The organism is Variovorax sp. P4_D9, from assembly GCF_056401695.1.
Window position 1 is genome coordinate 1 of sequence record NZ_JBFUIU010000120.1, and the last position, 16,122, is coordinate 16,122.

Sequence of the window (16,122 nt, forward strand, 5' to 3'; positions counted from 1 at the left end):
AGGCGCCCCCAGCGCTGCCGGGCGGCATCGAAGACGGCTTCCATCGCACCCGGCTGCTCCACGTCCAGCGGCATGGTGATGGCGGCGGAGAGTTCCTGCGCCAGCGGCTCGACGTGCGGGCGCGCCTTTTCGTTCAGCCAGGTCACGGCGAGTTCGGCGCCGCACGCGCGGAACATGCGCGCGCAGCCGTAGGCAATGCTGTGCTCGTTGGCGATGCCCACGACGAGGCCCTTGCGGCCGGCGAGCAGCGATCGGGATTGGACGTCCATGTCAGGCCCTCGTGGATGCAGCGGTCCTGCGCCGCACACGCGTCGACGGTGCAGCGGGCGTCGCGGGCGCCGCGATCGCCGGCACGTCCGGGACCAGCACGCTGCGGATGCGCGCCAGCACCGCCGTCTGCTCGGCCGAAGGCACGATGCGCTGTACCCGCGGGTCCGCCAGCACGCGCTCCAGCAGCGTCAGCAGGCGCTTGCGGTCCTGCGGGCGCGCCAGCAAGACGGGCAGCGTGGCCAGCGCCTGCTGTGGTTCGTAGCGGGTGATGATTTCCTGTTCGCCACCGATGCGGCGCATTTCCTCGGGGGGCAGCTGGGGCAGCAGGTCGCCGTAGTCCTCGATGAGTTCGTGGGCGAGGTGCAGCCGCGACAGCGGCAGCGGCGTGTCCTCATGCGCCATCAGGAAGGCGACCCGCGCCAGCGCCTCGGCATACCCGCCCTGCTCGATGGCGTCGAGCGCCTGCTTCACGAAGGGCAACTCGCGCGGGTTCGCCGGCTGCGCCTGCGGATCCTCGCCGATGCCCTGATCGCCGCGGTAAAGGGCAAACATGTTGCCGTAGACTTGGAAGAAGGCGGCTTCCCCCATCGCGTCGCGCAGGGCGCGCCAGCCGTCGAGCGAAGCACTGATGAGTTCCGAACCGGTCGATTCCAGCTGCCGCAGTGGATGGTCCGGCGCGAGCGACTGGCGGGCGGCCTTCACCTGCTGCGCCGCCGGTGCCAGCCACCAGGTGAACGGGTTCAGGTCGGACAGCGCCCAGCGCTGGAAGCGCAGCGGGTGGAACGCCCGCCCCAGTGCCGCGCCCGCCTCGCTGGACAGCGCCTGCGCCACGGGGCGGCCGAACAACTCGTAAGCGCGCTGGTTGAATTCCGAGACGGCATTCATGGCCTGGAACGGCTTCTCGTCCTCGCGGCGATAGTGATTCAGCCGCGCAACGACGTCTTCGAGCCGGATTTCGGCGAAGCTCACGTCATAGGAGGTCTTGCCGGTGCCGTCCGTGTGCTCCTCGATCTCCATGCCGTACAGGCCCGGCGGCAGCGCCTCGATAGATTGCAGGGCCGACACGATCTGGGCGTGCTCCTTCTTCGCCACCCGCCCGGACACGAAGATGCCCAGGTGGCCGATGTCCTGGTGCATCAGGCCGACGATCACCTGGCCGCGGGCCTTGATCTCCTCGGTGCTGCCGTACACGTCGGCAACCCAGTTGAAAGCCTGCTGCGGCGGCGTGATGTTGTCGCCCAGCGAGGCGAACAGCACGATCGGGACCTTGACGTCGCGCAGGTCGAAACCCATGCCGGCGCCGGAGCGCTCGCCCGCCCAGAGCCTGTTGCCGACGAACAGGTTCTGCGTGATCCACTCGATCTCCTCGCGGTTCAGCAGGAAGTAGCCGCCCCACCAGCGTTCGAACTCTACAAAGCGCGCGGGCTCCGTGTCAGCGTTGGCGAAGACGTGGTAGTACTTGTCCCAGAAGGTGTTGGCGGGGTTCAGGTTCTCGAAGTTCTGAACGAGCCAGGCGCCGTCGAACTTGCCCGCGCCGAGGTCGGAGGTGAGCGAGGCGAGCCAGCTGCCGCCGAGCAGGCCGCCCGCATAGCGCATCGGGTTGTCGCCCGCGCCTTCGCTCCAGGCCCCGCCCCAGTAGGACATCGGCGCGCCCACGACGACGATCGGGCCGGTGTCGTCGGGATTGGCCGCGGCCAGCATCATCGCGGCCCAGCCGCCCTGGCAATTGCCGACGATCGCCGGCTTCGGCGCATCGGGATGGAGCGCGCGCACGCACCGCACGAACTCGCGCTCGGCGTTGCACACGTCCAGCAGGGTCTGGCCGGGCTCGGGATTGCGGAAGAAGATGACGAAGTACACCGGATGGCCGGCGCCCAGGGCGACGCCCACCTCCGAGTCCGCCTTGAAGCCGCCGATGCCAGGACCGTGGCCGCCCCGCGGATCGATGATCAGGTAGGGACGGCGGCGCGCATCCACCTCCACGCCGTCCGGCGGCACGATCCGCAGCAGCGCGTAGTTGACCGGGCGCTCCAGCGTGCGCCCGTCCATGACCATCTCCTGCGCGAAGTGCAGCAGCGGCGGCAGGCCTTGCTGCTCGTGCTCGATGAAGTTGTTGCCACGCTGGCGCAGCGCGTCCCAGAGCAGCACCGAGCGCTGGGCGAAGTCGACGCCGTATTGCGCAGCGTCCACCCCGGCCTGCCAGGGCAGCAGCGGTTTCTTCGCCAAGGCCGCCAGCTGCCGATCGCCTGCCTGCCGCACGCGTTCGGCCAGGTGCTCCGCGGCCACCGTGGTGCGGTGTTCGAACGCCTTGGCCACCTCTTTTGAGATTTCCTGGCTCGCGACAAGCTGTTTCGCTGGATGTTTCATAGGGTCGTTCCTTCGTTGGAGGTCAGTTCGTTTGGGAGTCGATGTGGAAGACCCGGCCGGTCTTCGTCGGTGAGGATGGGCGCCGCGCAATGGCCGTGATCTCAGGAAGCCAGCACCACGTGACCGGGAGCCGCGTCGGTGCCGCCGGCCGGCGCGCGGCGGACCTTGAACCACGCCGCGTACAGGGCGGGCACGAAGAAGATGGTCAGCACCGTGGCGATGGTCAGGCCGCCCATGATCGCGAGAGCCATCGGGCCCMAGAACACGCTGCGCGTGAGCGGGAGCATCGCGAGCACGGTGGCGGCGGCGGTCAGCACCACGGGGCGCGTCCGGTGCATGGCGGCATCGACGATGGCATTCCAGGCGTCGCGGCCTTCCTCCATCTCGATGCGCACCTGGTCGATCAGGATCACCGAGTTGCGCATGATCATGCCGCCGAGAGCGATGATGCCCAGGATCGCCACGAAGCCGAGCGGGGCGCGGAACACCAGCAGGGCTGCGACCACGCCGATCAGGCCGAGCGGGGCGGTGAGGAACACCATCGCCATCTTCGAGAAGTCCTGCAGCTGGAGCATGAGGATCAGCAGGATGGTGAGCACCATCACCGGAGCCACGGCGGCGAGGGCCTTGTTTGCCTTTTCGCTTTCTTCCACGGCGCCGCCCGTGTCGACGCGGTAGCCGGCGGGCAGCTTCGCCTCGATGTCCTTGAGCAGCGGCTCGATTTCCTTCGTAACGGATACGGGCTGCTCGCCGTCCTTGACGTCAGCACGCACGGTAATGGCCATGTCGCGGTTGCGCCGCCACAGCACGGGCTCTTCGAGCTCGTACTTCACCTTCGCCACTTCGGACAGCGGCACGACGGTGCCGGCGCGCGTGTAGATGTTCACGTCCTTCAGTGTGTCTAGGTCGAGGCGTTCTTGCGGCACGGCACGCGCGACGATGTCCACCAGGTTCTCGTGCTCGCGCAGCTGCGACAGGGTCGCGCCGTTCATCACGCTCTGGGTGACGAGATTCACGTCGGAGGGCGTGAGGCCCAGCGCACGCGCCTTGTCCTGGTCAAGGTCGACCTTGAGCGTGCGGACCGGGTCGTTCCAGTCGAACTGCACGTCACGCACCTTCGGGCTCGAGGACATGACCTGTTCGACTTGGCGGGCGATCTCGCGCACCTTCTGCGTGTCGGGGCCGACCACGCGGAACTGCACCGGGTAGCCCACCGCGGGGCCCATCTCCAGACGCGTGACACGAACCCAGGCTTGCGGGAATTCCTTGTCGACCGTGGCCATCAGCCGCAAACGAACGCGCTCGCGCGCTTCCATGTCCTTTGTCATCACGATGAATTGCGCGTAGCCAGGATTGGGCAGCTCGGGCGACAGCGCGAGGTAGAAGCGCGGAGAACCAGCGCCCGTGTAGGCGGTGAAGAACTTGACGTCCTCTTCTTTCTTTAGGATTGCCTCCATGCGCTTGACCTGTTCGGTCGTGGCCTGGAAGGACGAGCCTTCCTTCATGCGCATGTCCATGATCAGCTCGGGTCGCTCGCTGTTCGGGAAGAACTGCTGCGGGACGAACTTCATACCGGCCAGCGCGAGCACCAGGGCGGCCCCCGTCACGGCGATGATCAGCCAGCGCTTCTCCAGCGCGAAGTCAATCCAGCCGCGCAGCTTGCGGTAGAAGGGCGTGGCGTACGGGTCGCCGTGGTGGTTCTTGCCGAAGTCCTTCGGCAGCACTTTCACCGCGAGGTACGGCACGATCATGCCCGAGCAAAGCCACGAGAACACCACGGCAATGCCCACAATCCAGAAGATGCCGCCCGCGTATTCGGCGGTGGTGGAGTGCGCGAAGCCGATCGGCATGAAGCCCGCGACCGTGATGAGGGCGCCCGAAAGGCGGGGCATGGCGGTAGCGGAATAGGAGAAGGCGGCCGCCTTCGCGCGGTCCCACCCTCCTTCCATCTTCACCACCATCATCTCGATCGCGATGATCGCGTCGTCCACCAGCAGACCGAGCGCGATGATGAGCGAGCCGAGCGATATGCGCTCCAGGTTCCAGCCCATCGCGAGCATCACCATGGCGACCACGCCGAGCACCAGCGGCACCGAGATGGCGACGATGAGGCCGGTGCGGAAGCCCAGGCTCAGCAGGCTCACCGCCATCACGATCACGAGCGCTTCCATCAGCGAGCGCTCGAATTCCCACACGGAATCCTTCACGGTGGTGGGCTGGTCGGCGACGCGCTCCAGCTCCACGCCGTGCGGCAGTTCGGATTGCAACTTCGCGACCGCCTCTTCCACGGCCTTGCCGAGCTCGACGACGTTGCCATCGTCGGTCATCACGATGCCCACCATCAGCACGTCCTGGCCGTTATGGCGGATGGTGTAGGTCGGCGGGTCCTGGAAGCCGCGCGTCACGGTTGCGATGTCGCCGAGCTTGATCATCCGGCCCCCCGCGGAGACCGGCACGTTGCGGATGTCGTCCAGATTCGTGAACTGGCCGCTCACGCGCACGAACACGCGGTCGTCCTTCGTGTCGATGGAGCCGCCGGGCATCATGGCGTTCTGGCTCTTCAGGCTCTCGGCGATCGCGAGCGGCGTGATGCCGAGCGCGGCCAGGCGCTGGTTGGAGAACTCCACGTACACCTTCTGGTCCTGCTTGCCCAGGAGGTCGACCTTTTTCACGTAGGGCGCCTTGAGCAGGCGGCGCTTGACGTCCTCGGTGATGTCGGACAGCTCCGCGTGCCCGATGCCGTCACCCTTGACGGCATAGAGCAGGGAGTAGACGTCGCCGAACTCGTCGTTGAAGATCGGGCCGACGACGCCGTCGGGCAGTTCGAGCTTGAGGTCGGAGAACTTCTTGCGCGCCTGATACCAGGCTTCCTGCTGGTCCTTGTGCGAGGTGCCGCCCTTCACGGTGATCGTCATGCCGCCGTAGCCCTGGCGCGCAAAGGTGACGACCTTCTCGAAGTGGTCGAGCTGCTCGAACTTCTTCTCGATGCGGTTCAGGAGCTCATCCTGGATCTGCTGAGCGCTCGCGCCGGGCCAGATCACCGTCGCCGTCATCGACGGCACGGAGAACTTGGGGTCCTCGAGCTGGCCGAGCTTCGAGAAGCTGAAGACGCCCGCGATCGAGACCACGATGATCAGGAAGAGTACCACGGCGCGATGCCCGAGCGCCCATTCGGTGAGGTTGAAGTTGTTCATCGGGCGGCCTGCTGCGTCGTGTCGACCGGCGTGAGCTTGGCTTCAGCGAGCGTCGCATCGGGCAGCGCGACCTTCAATCCGGGCGCCATCTTCTGCACCCCCGCGGTGACGACCTGCCCGCCGGCCGGCAGGCCGGAGACCAGCGCGAGATCGTTGCGGTAGCCGAGCACTGCCACAGGCGTCAGGTCCACGCTGCCCACCGGCTCCTTGCCGGCGCGCTTGACCACCCAGACCGCCGGATGGCCGTTCGCCTGGGTGAGCGCGGTGGCGGGAATCGCGGCAGCCTGCACTTCCGAGACCACCCGGTCGGTCACCAGCGTGGCGGTCGCGCCCAGCGGCAGGGTCCGCGCGTTGATCGGCTTCAGCCGGGCGCGGTAGGTGCGTGTCTGCGACGCGGCCTGCGGCGACATCTCGCGCAGCGAGACCTCGAAGAAGTCGGCGGGCGCGCTCGCCAGCGACGCCTTGAAGTGCGCCGACTTGAACGTCGCCAGCTGGTCCTCGGGCACGTCGATGACGATTTCCGGCGCGCCGGGGTCGGCGATCGCGACCACCGGCAGTCCTTCGGCGACCACCTGGCCCACCTCGATGCGCACCGCGGTGACCACGCCGCTGCGCGAGGCGCGCAGCACGGTGTACTTCAGGCGGTTGCGCGCGAGCTCGAGCTGACGCGCCTGCGCCCCCTCGGCCGCCTGCGCGGTCTCCGCGCCGCTGTGGGCATGCTCGTCGTCGGCCACGCTGACCGAGCCGTCGGCTTTCAGCGAACCCAGGCGCTTGCGATCCGATTCGGCCTGGCGGGCCTGCGCGACGGTAGCCGACCATTGCTGCCGCGCAGCTTCCTCGGCAAGTCGGTAATCGCTGTCGTCCAGTACCGCGAGGATGTCGCCTTCGTGCACGAACTGGCCGACATCGGCCTTGCGCTGCGCGACTTTGCCGGCCACGCGGAAGGCCTGGTCGACTTCGTAGCGGGATTGCACGGTACCTGCGTAGCGGTTGGCTTCGCGGGCGGCGTCATAGCGGACATCGGCAATGCGCACCGGCCGGGGCGCCTCGATGGGCGGCTTGTCCGGGCTGCACGCGGAGAGTATCGCGGCGATCGGCAAAGCGACGACCGCGGCAAGAGAGTTCTTCAAGACTGTACCTCGTGGAAGGCGACGGGTTTCAGGAATGCGACGCCTGGGTGGCGCCGGCGGAAGTGGTTTGCGCTGCGGGCTGGGCGGCGTGCTCGAACACCTGCCATCCGCCGCCCAGCGCCTTGTAAAGTTGCACGCTGTCGAGCAGCAGTTGGGTGTTGCTGTCATTGGCGCTCAGACTCACTGCCAGGCGCGAGCGCTGCGCATCCAGCAGCGGCAGCAGGTCGATCTGGCCGCGGTCGTAGAGCGACTGGGCGCGGCCGAGGGCCGATTCCGCGGAAGCGGCGGCTGTCTGCAACGACTGCGACCGCTGCCGTTCCGAGGAGAGCGCGACCAGGGCGTTCTCCACGTCCTCCAGCGCACGCACCATGCCATCCTCGGCGCGCAGCAGCGCTTCGCGCTGGCCGCTCTCGGCGATTTCATTGATCGCACGCGTGCGCCCCGCGTTGAAGATCGGCATCGCGAGCAGGGCCGCCACGTTGGTGTAGCGTGCGGCGCCCAGACCGATACCGTTCAGCTGCACGTTCTGGCGGCCGAACGACGCGTCGAGAAACAGCCGCGGAAACCATTCGGCTGCGGCCTGCTTGCGGCGTGCGTTGGCCGCATCCAGCTGCGCCATCAGGGCGAGCACGTCGGGCCGGCGTTGCAGCAGCGCGGCAGGCTGTCCCGGTTGGGCCTGGGGCACGACCACGTCGCCGCGCCAGGGCTCGACTTGCGCGGCATTGAAGGCCTGCTCGCCGATCAGCACCGCAATGCGATTCCGCGAGACTGCCGCAATCGTCTCCAGCGGCGGGATCTGTGCGCGCGCTGTTTCCGCTTCGGTCTGCGCGCGCTCCACGTCGAACGAAGTCGCGAGGCCGGCGCGCTGGCGCGCCTTCACCAGGCGCAGGGTCTCGTCCCGGGCCGCGGAGATTGCGCGCAGGGTGTCGAGCTGGCGCATCGCGCCGACCAACGTAAAGTAGTTGCTGGCGACGTCGGTCATCACCAGCAGGCGCACGCCGCGCAAGCCGTCTTCCACCGCCAGCGCGTCCGCCGCGGCCGCGGCCGCGCCCGCACGCAGGCGACCGCTCAAGTCGATCTCCCACGAGACGTCGAGGCCGGCGCTGCCGCTCTTGGTGTCGGGCTGCAACCTCTTCACGGCGTCGCCGTAGCCGCTGCTGCGATCGCTCCCCGAGCCAACGGCGCTGACGCTCGGCATCAGGAAGGACCGGCTGACCGTCACGCCGGAACGCGCCGCCCGCAGGCGCTCGGCGGCGATCTTGACGTCACGGTTCTCGCGCTCGGCGCGCCTCACGAGGTCGGTCAATACCGGGTCGTGGAAAGTATCCCACCAGGCGGTCTCGGGCTCGATGTCGGAGGGCGTGCTCGCCGCGAACTGGGCTGGCACGTCGACCGTAGGATGCGCGGCCGGCGTTGAACAGCCGGTGAACACCAGGGCGATCGATGTGGCTAGCGCCGCCACGACGAAGAGACCGGCCGGCTGATCGCCCCGTTTGGGGGGCTTCTGCTTGGCCTGGTGGGACGGCGAAAGTGCGGAAGGAACTGACATCGGAGTGGACTCGTCTGGATTCGAGGGTGTTAGCGTAGAGCGCGATGCGCTTGAAGTCGTCAGCGTTGCGTCGACGTTTGGTCGCCATGCGGTCGGTCACCGGACGCGCGGCGCGCTCATGCGGGTGAGTCGTCGGCCGGACGCTCGGTGGCCCCGGCCTTGAGTTCGCTAGCGAGGGAACGCAGCAACTCGCGGGCGCTCGCAAATTCGAGTTGGCGCCCGGTGACAAGGTTTTCGAGGCGGCCCGCGAACGCCTCGGGGGTGGCGTCGCTGCGCAGTTTCAACACGTAGGCCCGGCGGTTCGGGTACTTGGATTCGGGGTTCAGCACAATGGCAGCCTGTGAATGAGAGAAGTTCGGCGTCAGCGTAGGCCCATCCCCGAGTCGAGTCGTCAGCGAAAGGTCGACGATCGGTCGAGATTGCGCTCGCACGCGATCGCGACGGAATCCCGACCTGTCGCTGACGACTCGGGTGGCGAGCCTCTCTAGCATCACCGCCTATCACCACCGCCTGCCCCATCGGGGCCTCGGCACATGAACCTCAAGCTCACCCCCGGACGGCTGCTTGCCGCCGCCATCGTCGTCCTGTCCGTCTGGATCGTGCACGACTTCATCGAGGCCCTGCTGGCGGCCTGCGTGACCGCGATCGCGAGCTGGCCGCTCTATTCCTCCTTCAGGGAGCGCTTGCCGAGCCGCATCGGCAAGGGCGCAGGCGCCGCGGTCTTCACCGGCGCGATCACGGTGTTCGTGCTCGCGCCAATACTCTTTGCCTGCGGGGCGATGCTGAGCGAGGCGCACGCGTTGCTGCTGGACCTCGCGGCAGCCGACAACCGGGGATTCGGGGTGCCCGAATGGCTGGCGAACGCCCCCTTCGTGGGGCCCTGGCTGGCCGCGCGCTGGCAAAGCCAGCTGGCAGGCCCGGGCGCGCTGCTGGTGCTGACGCAGAGCACCAACCCTACCGCGCTCCTCGGCTGGGTGCAGTCGCTCGGAGAGTTCACCTTCCGGCATGCGCTGATCGTCGGTTTCGCGATTCTGCTGCTGGCTTTCCTCTACCGGGAAGGCGCTTTGCTGAAGCACGAGCTGACCCGCGGCTTGCGTGAGGCCGTCGGCGATCGCGCCGAACGGTATGTGGAGATCGGCACGCGCGCGGTGCGCGCCTCGGTGAACAGCATGCTGTTCGTGGCCTTGTTCGACGGCCTCGCGACAGCGCTGGCGTACACAATCGCCGGTGCACCGCGCGCGCTGGTCTGGGCCGCGATCACGGGTTCGCTGGCCGCCGTGCCGTTCCTGGGTTACGGGGCAGTCGCCGCGATGGCGGTACAACTGGCGCTGAAAGGAACGCCCACGACCGCATTGTTGTCGCTGCTGCTGGGCTGCGCAGTCCTGGTCTCAGGCGACAAGCTGGTGCGGCCCATGGTGGCGAGCGGCGGGATGCAACTGCCATTCGTCTGGGTGTTGATGGGCTGCATCGGCGGCTTCGGCGTGCTGGGCCTAGCCGGGCTGGTGATCGGTCCGGTGGTTCTGACGCTGGCTTGGGAGCTGTGGGAACAGCGGGTGCACGAGCCCAGACGCTGACGCGTGGCGGTGGACGCGTTGTCAGGCCGGCTTCGCGGCCTGCAGGATGGCCTGCGCCCGCCGCACCGGCGCGGTGTCACCGGCTTCGGGCAGCCGGTCGACGAGCATGGCAAGGGCACTGCGCTCCGCGACCGCCGCCTCGTGGTGCTCGCACAGGTCGACGAGCGCGAGCAGTTCGAGCCAAGGCGCTTCCTGAACCCGCGCCTCCTCGATCGCGCGCCGGACCGAGGCGGCACCGGCGTCGGCCCGGCCTTGCGCACGGGCGATCGTCGCCTCCAGCAGCCACAACTGCGGCAGGTACACGCGCTCGGCCAGTTCGTCCGCGACCTGGAGCGCTTCCTGGAGCTGGGCTTGCGCCGCATCCCAATCGCCGGCCAGCAGCAGGGCCTGCGCCGCGTAGCCCAACACCTCGCTGGCGCCGGAGCGCATGCCGAGCCGCGCGTTCTCTTCGCAGGCCTCGCGGATCCGGCGATGGCCCTCGAGCGGCGCACCGTTCAAGGCCTCTGCCCAGCCGCGGTACCAGCGACACGCCGTCCGGCCCTGCGCCAGGGAGAACTCGTTGACCAGCGCCTGCATTTCGTCGGCCAGGGCGGCAACCCGTTTGACGTTGCCCAGGCGCACCTCGAGCAGCGCCTCGTGCCAGCTGGCGACGAGCTGTGTCATCGGCTGTCGCAGCTCGCGCGCGCGGTCGTGCGAGCGTTGCACATGCGCCCGGGCCTGCTCGACCAGGCCACGGTGCATGAACTCGATGGCCAGCATCCCGAGCAGCGTCACCTGTGGATCGGCGACGAAGATCTCCCTGGCCGCGAGGTCGAGCGGCTCGGCGGTGGCGAGCCCGCGCTCGATCCATGCGAGCGCCGCCTGCGGCCGGCCCTGCAGCTGATGCACCTCGCCGTGCACGATGCAGGCGGCCAGCATCAGCACCGGATCGTTCGATTCGGACGCGAGCGCCTCGGCGCGCTGCGCCACCGCCAGCGCCAGCGCATATTCGCCGCGCAGGCTCAGCACGTAGCCGAAGCCGTGCAGCAGCCGCCCGCGCATCGCGTGCTCGGGCAGGCCCTGCAGCAGCGCGTATGCGCGTTCGAAAGCGTTTCTCGTCTCGTTGCCGACACCGAGCGATTGGAAGGCCGCTACGCCGTGCAGTGTGGCGACCACGATCTCAAGCGCGTTGCGCTCTTCCCCCTCCGGTGCCGGCTGGAGCAGGGCCAATGCGCGCTCGGTATGGCTCAGGCACGACGCCGGGCTGAAGTGCAGCAGCGCAGCTTCCGCCGCCTCGGCGTAGTAGCGCAGTGCGGTCATCGGCTGCCGCCCGCGGTCGAAGTGCATGGCCAATTCGGCGGCGGCCACCGGCACGCCGGCAGACCGCTCCAATTCGAGGGCTGCGCCGACCTTGCGGTGCAGGTGCGTGCGGGCCGAGGGCGCCGTGCGGTCGTACAGAACCTGGCGGAACAGCGCATGCCGGAACGCGTAGGGCGGCTCGGCCGCCTCGTCGCCCTCGGCTGCGCGCGGCGCGGTGAGCCACACGTGCTCGCGCACCAGCTCCTCGCAGGCATGGGCCACCGATGCGACGTCTCGCTCCAGGGCGAGCGCCAGCGTGTCGACGCGGAACTCCACCCCGCAGACGGCCGCCGCCGCGAGCAGGGCGCGCGGCTCGCTGCCCAGCCTGGCGATGTAGTGGTCGATGATGGCCGCCAGGTTCTCCGGCACCGCCACAGCCGCGAGCCGCGCCTCCACCGCTGTGTCGTCCGCCGTGCGATCCATCACCTCGGTGATGACCGACGAGACAAACAGCGGCACGCCGTCCGTGCGCTCGTGCAACGCACGCACGAATGCCTCGTCGCGCGCGAGCGAGGCCGAGCGTTGCGCGATGCAGTCGGCGACCTCGGTCTCCGAGAACGGATCGAGCACCACCTCCTGGCACAGGCGCTGCAGGCGCAGCTCGTGCCGCAGCGGGTTGAGCGGATGGTCCAATGCGATCACTTCGGCCAAGCGGAAGCTCGACAACCACATCAGGCGCGCGTGACCGCGGCGCCGCGCGACGTAGTCGATCAGCTGAATGGTCGCCCGGTCGCTCCAGTGCAGGTCTTCCGTCACCAGCAGCAAAGGACGCTGCTCGGTGTAGCGGTCGAGCAGCTCGGCCATCTCGCGCAACATGCGGTCCGGGCCCACGCCGGCCAGCTCGCGCCGCAGCGCATCGCGTTCCTCCGCCGTGCTCAGCCACGGCAGCTGCAGCAGCCAGGTCGGCGCGACGGTGCGCAGCAGCGCCGACAGCGTGCGGTCGCTGCGGCACAGCTCGGCCAGCGCTTCCAGCACCGGCAGGTAGGGCTCACCTGTGCCGTAGTGCTCCACGCACTGCCCGCGCGCGCAGGCGACGCCGCCGAGACTGGCCACGAAGTGTTCGATCAGTGTGGTCTTGCCGATGCCCGGTTCGCCGGCGATCCAGACCACCGCGCGCTCCCCGCTGCAGGCCTGATCCCACCCCTGCTGCAGCCGGGCGCTCGCGTCCGCGCGGCCGATGAACGACGCCGACGGCCGCGGGCCCGCTGCCACCTCCACCGCCGTCGTCGTCGCCGTGGCGGCGAGAGGCGGTCCCGAGCGCGCGGCGGCCGGCACCGCGATGAAGCGATAGCCGCGCCGCGACACGGTCTCGATGAAGCGCGGCTCGCGCGGGTTATCGCCGAGCGCCGTGCGCAGGTCGCTGATGGCGGTCTTGAGCACTGATTCGCTGACGAACTGGTGACCCCACACCGTATCGAGCAGCGCGTCCTTCGTCAGCAGCGCACCCGGCTGGCGCGCCAGCGCGCACAGCAGGTTGAAGGGCGTAGGCGCGAGCGCGACGGCCTTTCCGTTGCGCAGCAGGCAGGCGTTCGCCTCGTCGAGATCGAATTCGTCGAAGCTGATCCGAACGGGATTCAAGATGGACACCGAGTGCGCCTGCGTCGTGCGAGAGGATGGGAACGAATTATCGATGGGCCAGTGACTCAAGTCATGTCGTTGCAGCGGCGCCAGCGAGCCTCAACTGACCTTTGGACGCCCGACCACGTGGCGAGTTGTCCTCGCAACGGCTGGCGCCGGGATTTCCGAGGTCTCGGTCAGCAAACCTTCCGACAGAATCCCGACCGGCTTCAGCGGGTTGTTGGCGATGCGCTCGGCGCTCTTCGCATCCAGGCCCAGCCCACGCAATGCGGCGGAGGCGCTCTGCTCCGCAAAGTCGCTCTCGCAACCCGGCTCGAGCATGCGATGCGTCGCGCCGAGCACGGCACCGGTCACGATGTTGAGGGCCAATGCGATCGGCATGCGTGTGAATCGACCCTGCCGGATGCCTTCGGTCAGATCCCGCTTCACAAAGTCGAGCAGCATGTTCGGGCCCCGTGCGTCCGGCCATCCGAGGCGCACCAGGAATGCGGCGGCCAGCGGGTGGTCGATGGCCAGCCTGGCCACCAGTCGCACGCCACTTGACACCCGTTCAGCCGGGTCGTCGTAGCTGAGCACCACGGGCTCGGCCATCCGGATCAGCTCGTTGGCGATCTGGATGGCGAGTTCCCGGATCAATGCATCAGGCGACGGAAAGTACTTGTAGAACGTGCCCCGCGACACCTCGGCGGCCGAGATCACATCGTCGATCGACGTCGCCGCCGGACCTTTTTCCGCGACGAGCCTCATCGCACTGGCGAGCAGGCGCGCGCGCATGCGTTCGCGGCGCTCGGCGGCGACGCGCTGGCGGTGGTCTTGCGTTTCCATGGATGGATTGTGCCCAGAGCTTGGTTAAGTATAAACGACAACATTGTCATGATGACGAAGTTGTTATTATTAGAACCCGTTAGCACCATCTTTCAACGTTCGCAGGATTCCACGATGCACGGACGCTCCCGTCTTCTTCACCTCGCAGTAGCGCTTGCCGTCGCCGCGTTTCACGCCGGCGCGCTGGCGGTCAACGGCGCGCTGCCCGGCGGCAACGGGGTAAAGAACGCCTCGATGGGCGGTGCTTCGATCGCGCTGCCGCTCGACGCCGTGGCTGCGGCGAACAACCCCGCGGGCATCGCCTTCGTAGCGTCTTCCGCGACGCTCGGTCTGCAGGTGTTCAGCGGGCACTCTTCCGCGGACTATGTCCTGCCGGGCAACCACCTCGAGAACCGCCAGACACAGATGGCACCCGAAGGCGGCTTCATCTGGCATTCGGCTCCCGAGGTCACTCTCGGGATCAGCCTAGCGGGCGCCGGCGCGGGCTCCGACTACGGTCAGCCCGCCCTGCCGGTGCCCGGCGCGGGAATGGCGAAGACAACGCTTCGCGTCGCCGAATTCATTCCTGCCATGGCCTGGACGCCCTCGCCCGATCTGGCGCTGGGCCTGGGCCTCACGCTGGCGCGGGAACAGTTCGAAGCCGACGGTGTGATCGTCCCCGCTCCCGTGCCCGGCGGCTTGCTGCTGGTTCCTGGTCACGGTCGTCAGACGGCAACCGGCGTCGGCGTTCGAGCCGGCATGCTGTGGAAACCGGCGTCCGGCTGGACGTTCGGCGCCAACGTGAAGTCCCGCGCTCGAATGGGCCGGCTCGACGGCTATGACCGCGACCTGCTGGCCTACAGCGACGGACGCCTCGACGTGCCGGCTCAGTACGGGGTCGGCGTTGCATGGCAGCCCACCGAACGGCTCACCCTGGCCGCCGATTGGCTGCGCATCCTGTGGGGCGAGATCAAGGCGATGCAGGACCCGAATGGCTTCGCCTGGCGCAACCAGCCTGTTGTGCGCTTTGGCGCGGCGTGGGCACTCGACGGACTTTGGACAGTGCGGGCCGGCTACAGCCGCAATAGCAGCCAGATCGACAGTTCGCGCGCCGTGCAGAACCTGCTCGTGCCTTCGATCAACGAGAACGCCTACACCGCGGGCCTGAGCTGGCGCGTCGACCCGCACTCGGAACTGAACCTCGGCTACGAGCTGAATCCGCGCACCACGCTGACGGGCACCGGCGCCAGCGCAGGCACGTCCCTGACGAGCAAGGTCCGCATGCTCCTGCTCGGCTACAACTACACGTTCTGAAGGGAGACCCACCCGTGAGAGGCTTCACCGCAGTGCTTCGGCAGCCCGAGTCAAACCCCGAAAGCCGGCTGCCCACCGATATCCAACGACTGCCACGGCCGCCCGCCCTCGGGCGCGCCATCGAGCTGGCCTTCCTGCGCTGGGAAAAGCGCCGGCTGGCGCCGACCGAGCGCTTCTGGCGCGACTTCGGCTTTCACATCGTCAGTTCCACACCCCAGCGTCTCGTGGCCCGGGGTGCGGGGACTGCGCCCTGCATAGCGATCGCGGAAGCTGGGCGGCAGGATCGTTTCATCGGGCCCGCGTTCCTCATGTCGGCCGACACGGATCTGAACCGCTACGTGGAGCAGATCGGGGCCCGCTGGCTGCCGCTCGACCGCCTGCCCGCGGGCGGCCGCGGCGTGGAGCTGTTCGACCCCAGCGGCCGCAGCGTCTGGCTGCTGCAGGATCAACGGCGTGCCGGGCCGCTGCCGCTGCGCGAGGCCGTCACGCCGAGCACGAACACGGCACAAGACAGGCCCCGCGTGAATCGCACGGTGCGCACGCCCATCGAGCCCGCGCGCGTCGTGCGGCTCGGCCACGTGGTCCTGCAGACGGTTGACTTCGCGCGCATGGCCGAGTGGTACCTGCGCGTGCTCGGGCTGATTCCCACCGACGTACAGTACCTCGCCGACGGCAGTCCCAGCCTCGCGTTCTGCCGCCTCGATCTGGGCAATCAGCCGGCCGACCATCACACGCTGGTGATCGTCGGCGGCATCGAGGAGAAGGTCGAGCACAGTGCCTACGAGGTGCTGGACCTGGATGCGCTTGGACAGGGGCAGCAGGTGCTGCGCGCCGAGGGCCACCGGCACATGTGGGGCATCGGCCGCCACCTGCTCGGCAGCCAGCTCTTCGACTACTGGTTCGATCCCGACGGCTTCGAGTACGAGCACTACACGGATGGCGACGTCTTCACCGCGGATGTCGAGACCGCCTACTCGCCGCTCGAATTCGGCGGCATCTGGGCC

General features: G+C 68.3%; 11 protein-coding genes. 3 read left to right on the top strand and 8 right to left on the bottom strand.

Features of this window, described 5'->3' with window-relative positions; all coding sequences use genetic code 11:
• The 6 genes from AC1DY5_RS15445 to AC1DY5_RS15470 form a co-directional block, all read right to left on the bottom strand.
• A partial coding sequence (locus tag AC1DY5_RS15445) for an SDR family oxidoreductase (RefSeq protein ID WP_478112629.1) occupies positions 1 to 269 on the bottom strand: 269 nt, incomplete at its 3' end.
• A gap of 1 nt (position 270) precedes the next feature.
• Complete coding sequence (locus AC1DY5_RS15450; protein WP_478112631.1) at positions 271 to 2,637, bottom strand: DUF3141 domain-containing protein; 2,367 nt, start codon at positions 2,635 to 2,637, stop codon at positions 271 to 273.
• A gap of 101 nt (positions 2,638 to 2,738) precedes the next feature.
• Complete coding sequence (locus AC1DY5_RS15455; protein ID WP_478112633.1) at positions 2,739 to 5,831, bottom strand: efflux RND transporter permease subunit; 3,093 nt, start codon at positions 5,829 to 5,831, stop codon at positions 2,739 to 2,741.
• Entirely contained in the window at positions 5,828 to 6,931 is a 1,104-nt protein-coding gene (locus tag AC1DY5_RS15460; protein WP_478112635.1) for an efflux RND transporter periplasmic adaptor subunit, read from the bottom strand. Before AC1DY5_RS15460 ends, AC1DY5_RS15455 begins: the two co-directional genes overlap by 4 nt.
• A gap of 58 nt (positions 6,932 to 6,989) precedes the next feature.
• On the bottom strand, positions 6,990 to 8,510 hold the full coding sequence (locus AC1DY5_RS15465) for an efflux transporter outer membrane subunit (RefSeq protein WP_478112637.1): 1,521 nt from the start codon (positions 8,508 to 8,510) through the stop codon (positions 6,990 to 6,992).
• 116 nt (positions 8,511 to 8,626) lie between these two features.
• Complete coding sequence (locus tag AC1DY5_RS15470; protein ID WP_478112639.1) at positions 8,627 to 8,839, bottom strand: hypothetical protein; 213 nt, start codon at positions 8,837 to 8,839, stop codon at positions 8,627 to 8,629.
• A gap of 204 nt (positions 8,840 to 9,043) precedes the next feature.
• Here AC1DY5_RS15470 and AC1DY5_RS15475 point away from each other — a divergent pair, with 204 nt between their 5' ends.
• The gene (locus AC1DY5_RS15475; protein ID WP_478112641.1) at positions 9,044 to 10,084 is read left to right on the top strand and encodes an AI-2E family transporter; all 1,041 of its coding nucleotides are present in this window, start codon (positions 9,044 to 9,046) and stop codon (positions 10,082 to 10,084) included.
• Positions 10,085 to 10,105: 21 nt separating this feature from the next.
• Here the strand turns inward: AC1DY5_RS15475 and AC1DY5_RS15480 are convergent, their stop codons facing one another.
• Together AC1DY5_RS15480 and AC1DY5_RS15485 are read right to left on the bottom strand one after the other, a co-directional pair.
• A complete protein-coding gene (locus AC1DY5_RS15480) occupies positions 10,106 to 13,009 on the bottom strand; it encodes an AAA family ATPase (protein WP_478112643.1) in 2,904 nt (967 codons plus the stop codon).
• Between the two features lie 90 nt (positions 13,010 to 13,099).
• A complete protein-coding gene (locus AC1DY5_RS15485; RefSeq protein WP_478112645.1) occupies positions 13,100 to 13,825 on the bottom strand; it encodes a TetR/AcrR family transcriptional regulator in 726 nt (241 codons plus the stop codon).
• 48 nt (positions 13,826 to 13,873) lie between these two features.
• Between AC1DY5_RS15485 and AC1DY5_RS15490 the strand changes: the two genes are divergently transcribed.
• Both AC1DY5_RS15490 and AC1DY5_RS15495 read left to right on the top strand, forming a co-directional pair.
• Positions 13,874 to 15,118, top strand: a complete 1,245-nt coding sequence (locus tag AC1DY5_RS15490) for an OmpP1/FadL family transporter (protein ID WP_478112647.1) — start codon at positions 13,874 to 13,876, stop codon at positions 15,116 to 15,118.
• Between the two features lie 14 nt (positions 15,119 to 15,132).
• The coding region (locus AC1DY5_RS15495; RefSeq protein ID WP_478112649.1) for a VOC family protein at positions 15,133 to 16,122 on the top strand (990 nt) is incomplete at its 3' end.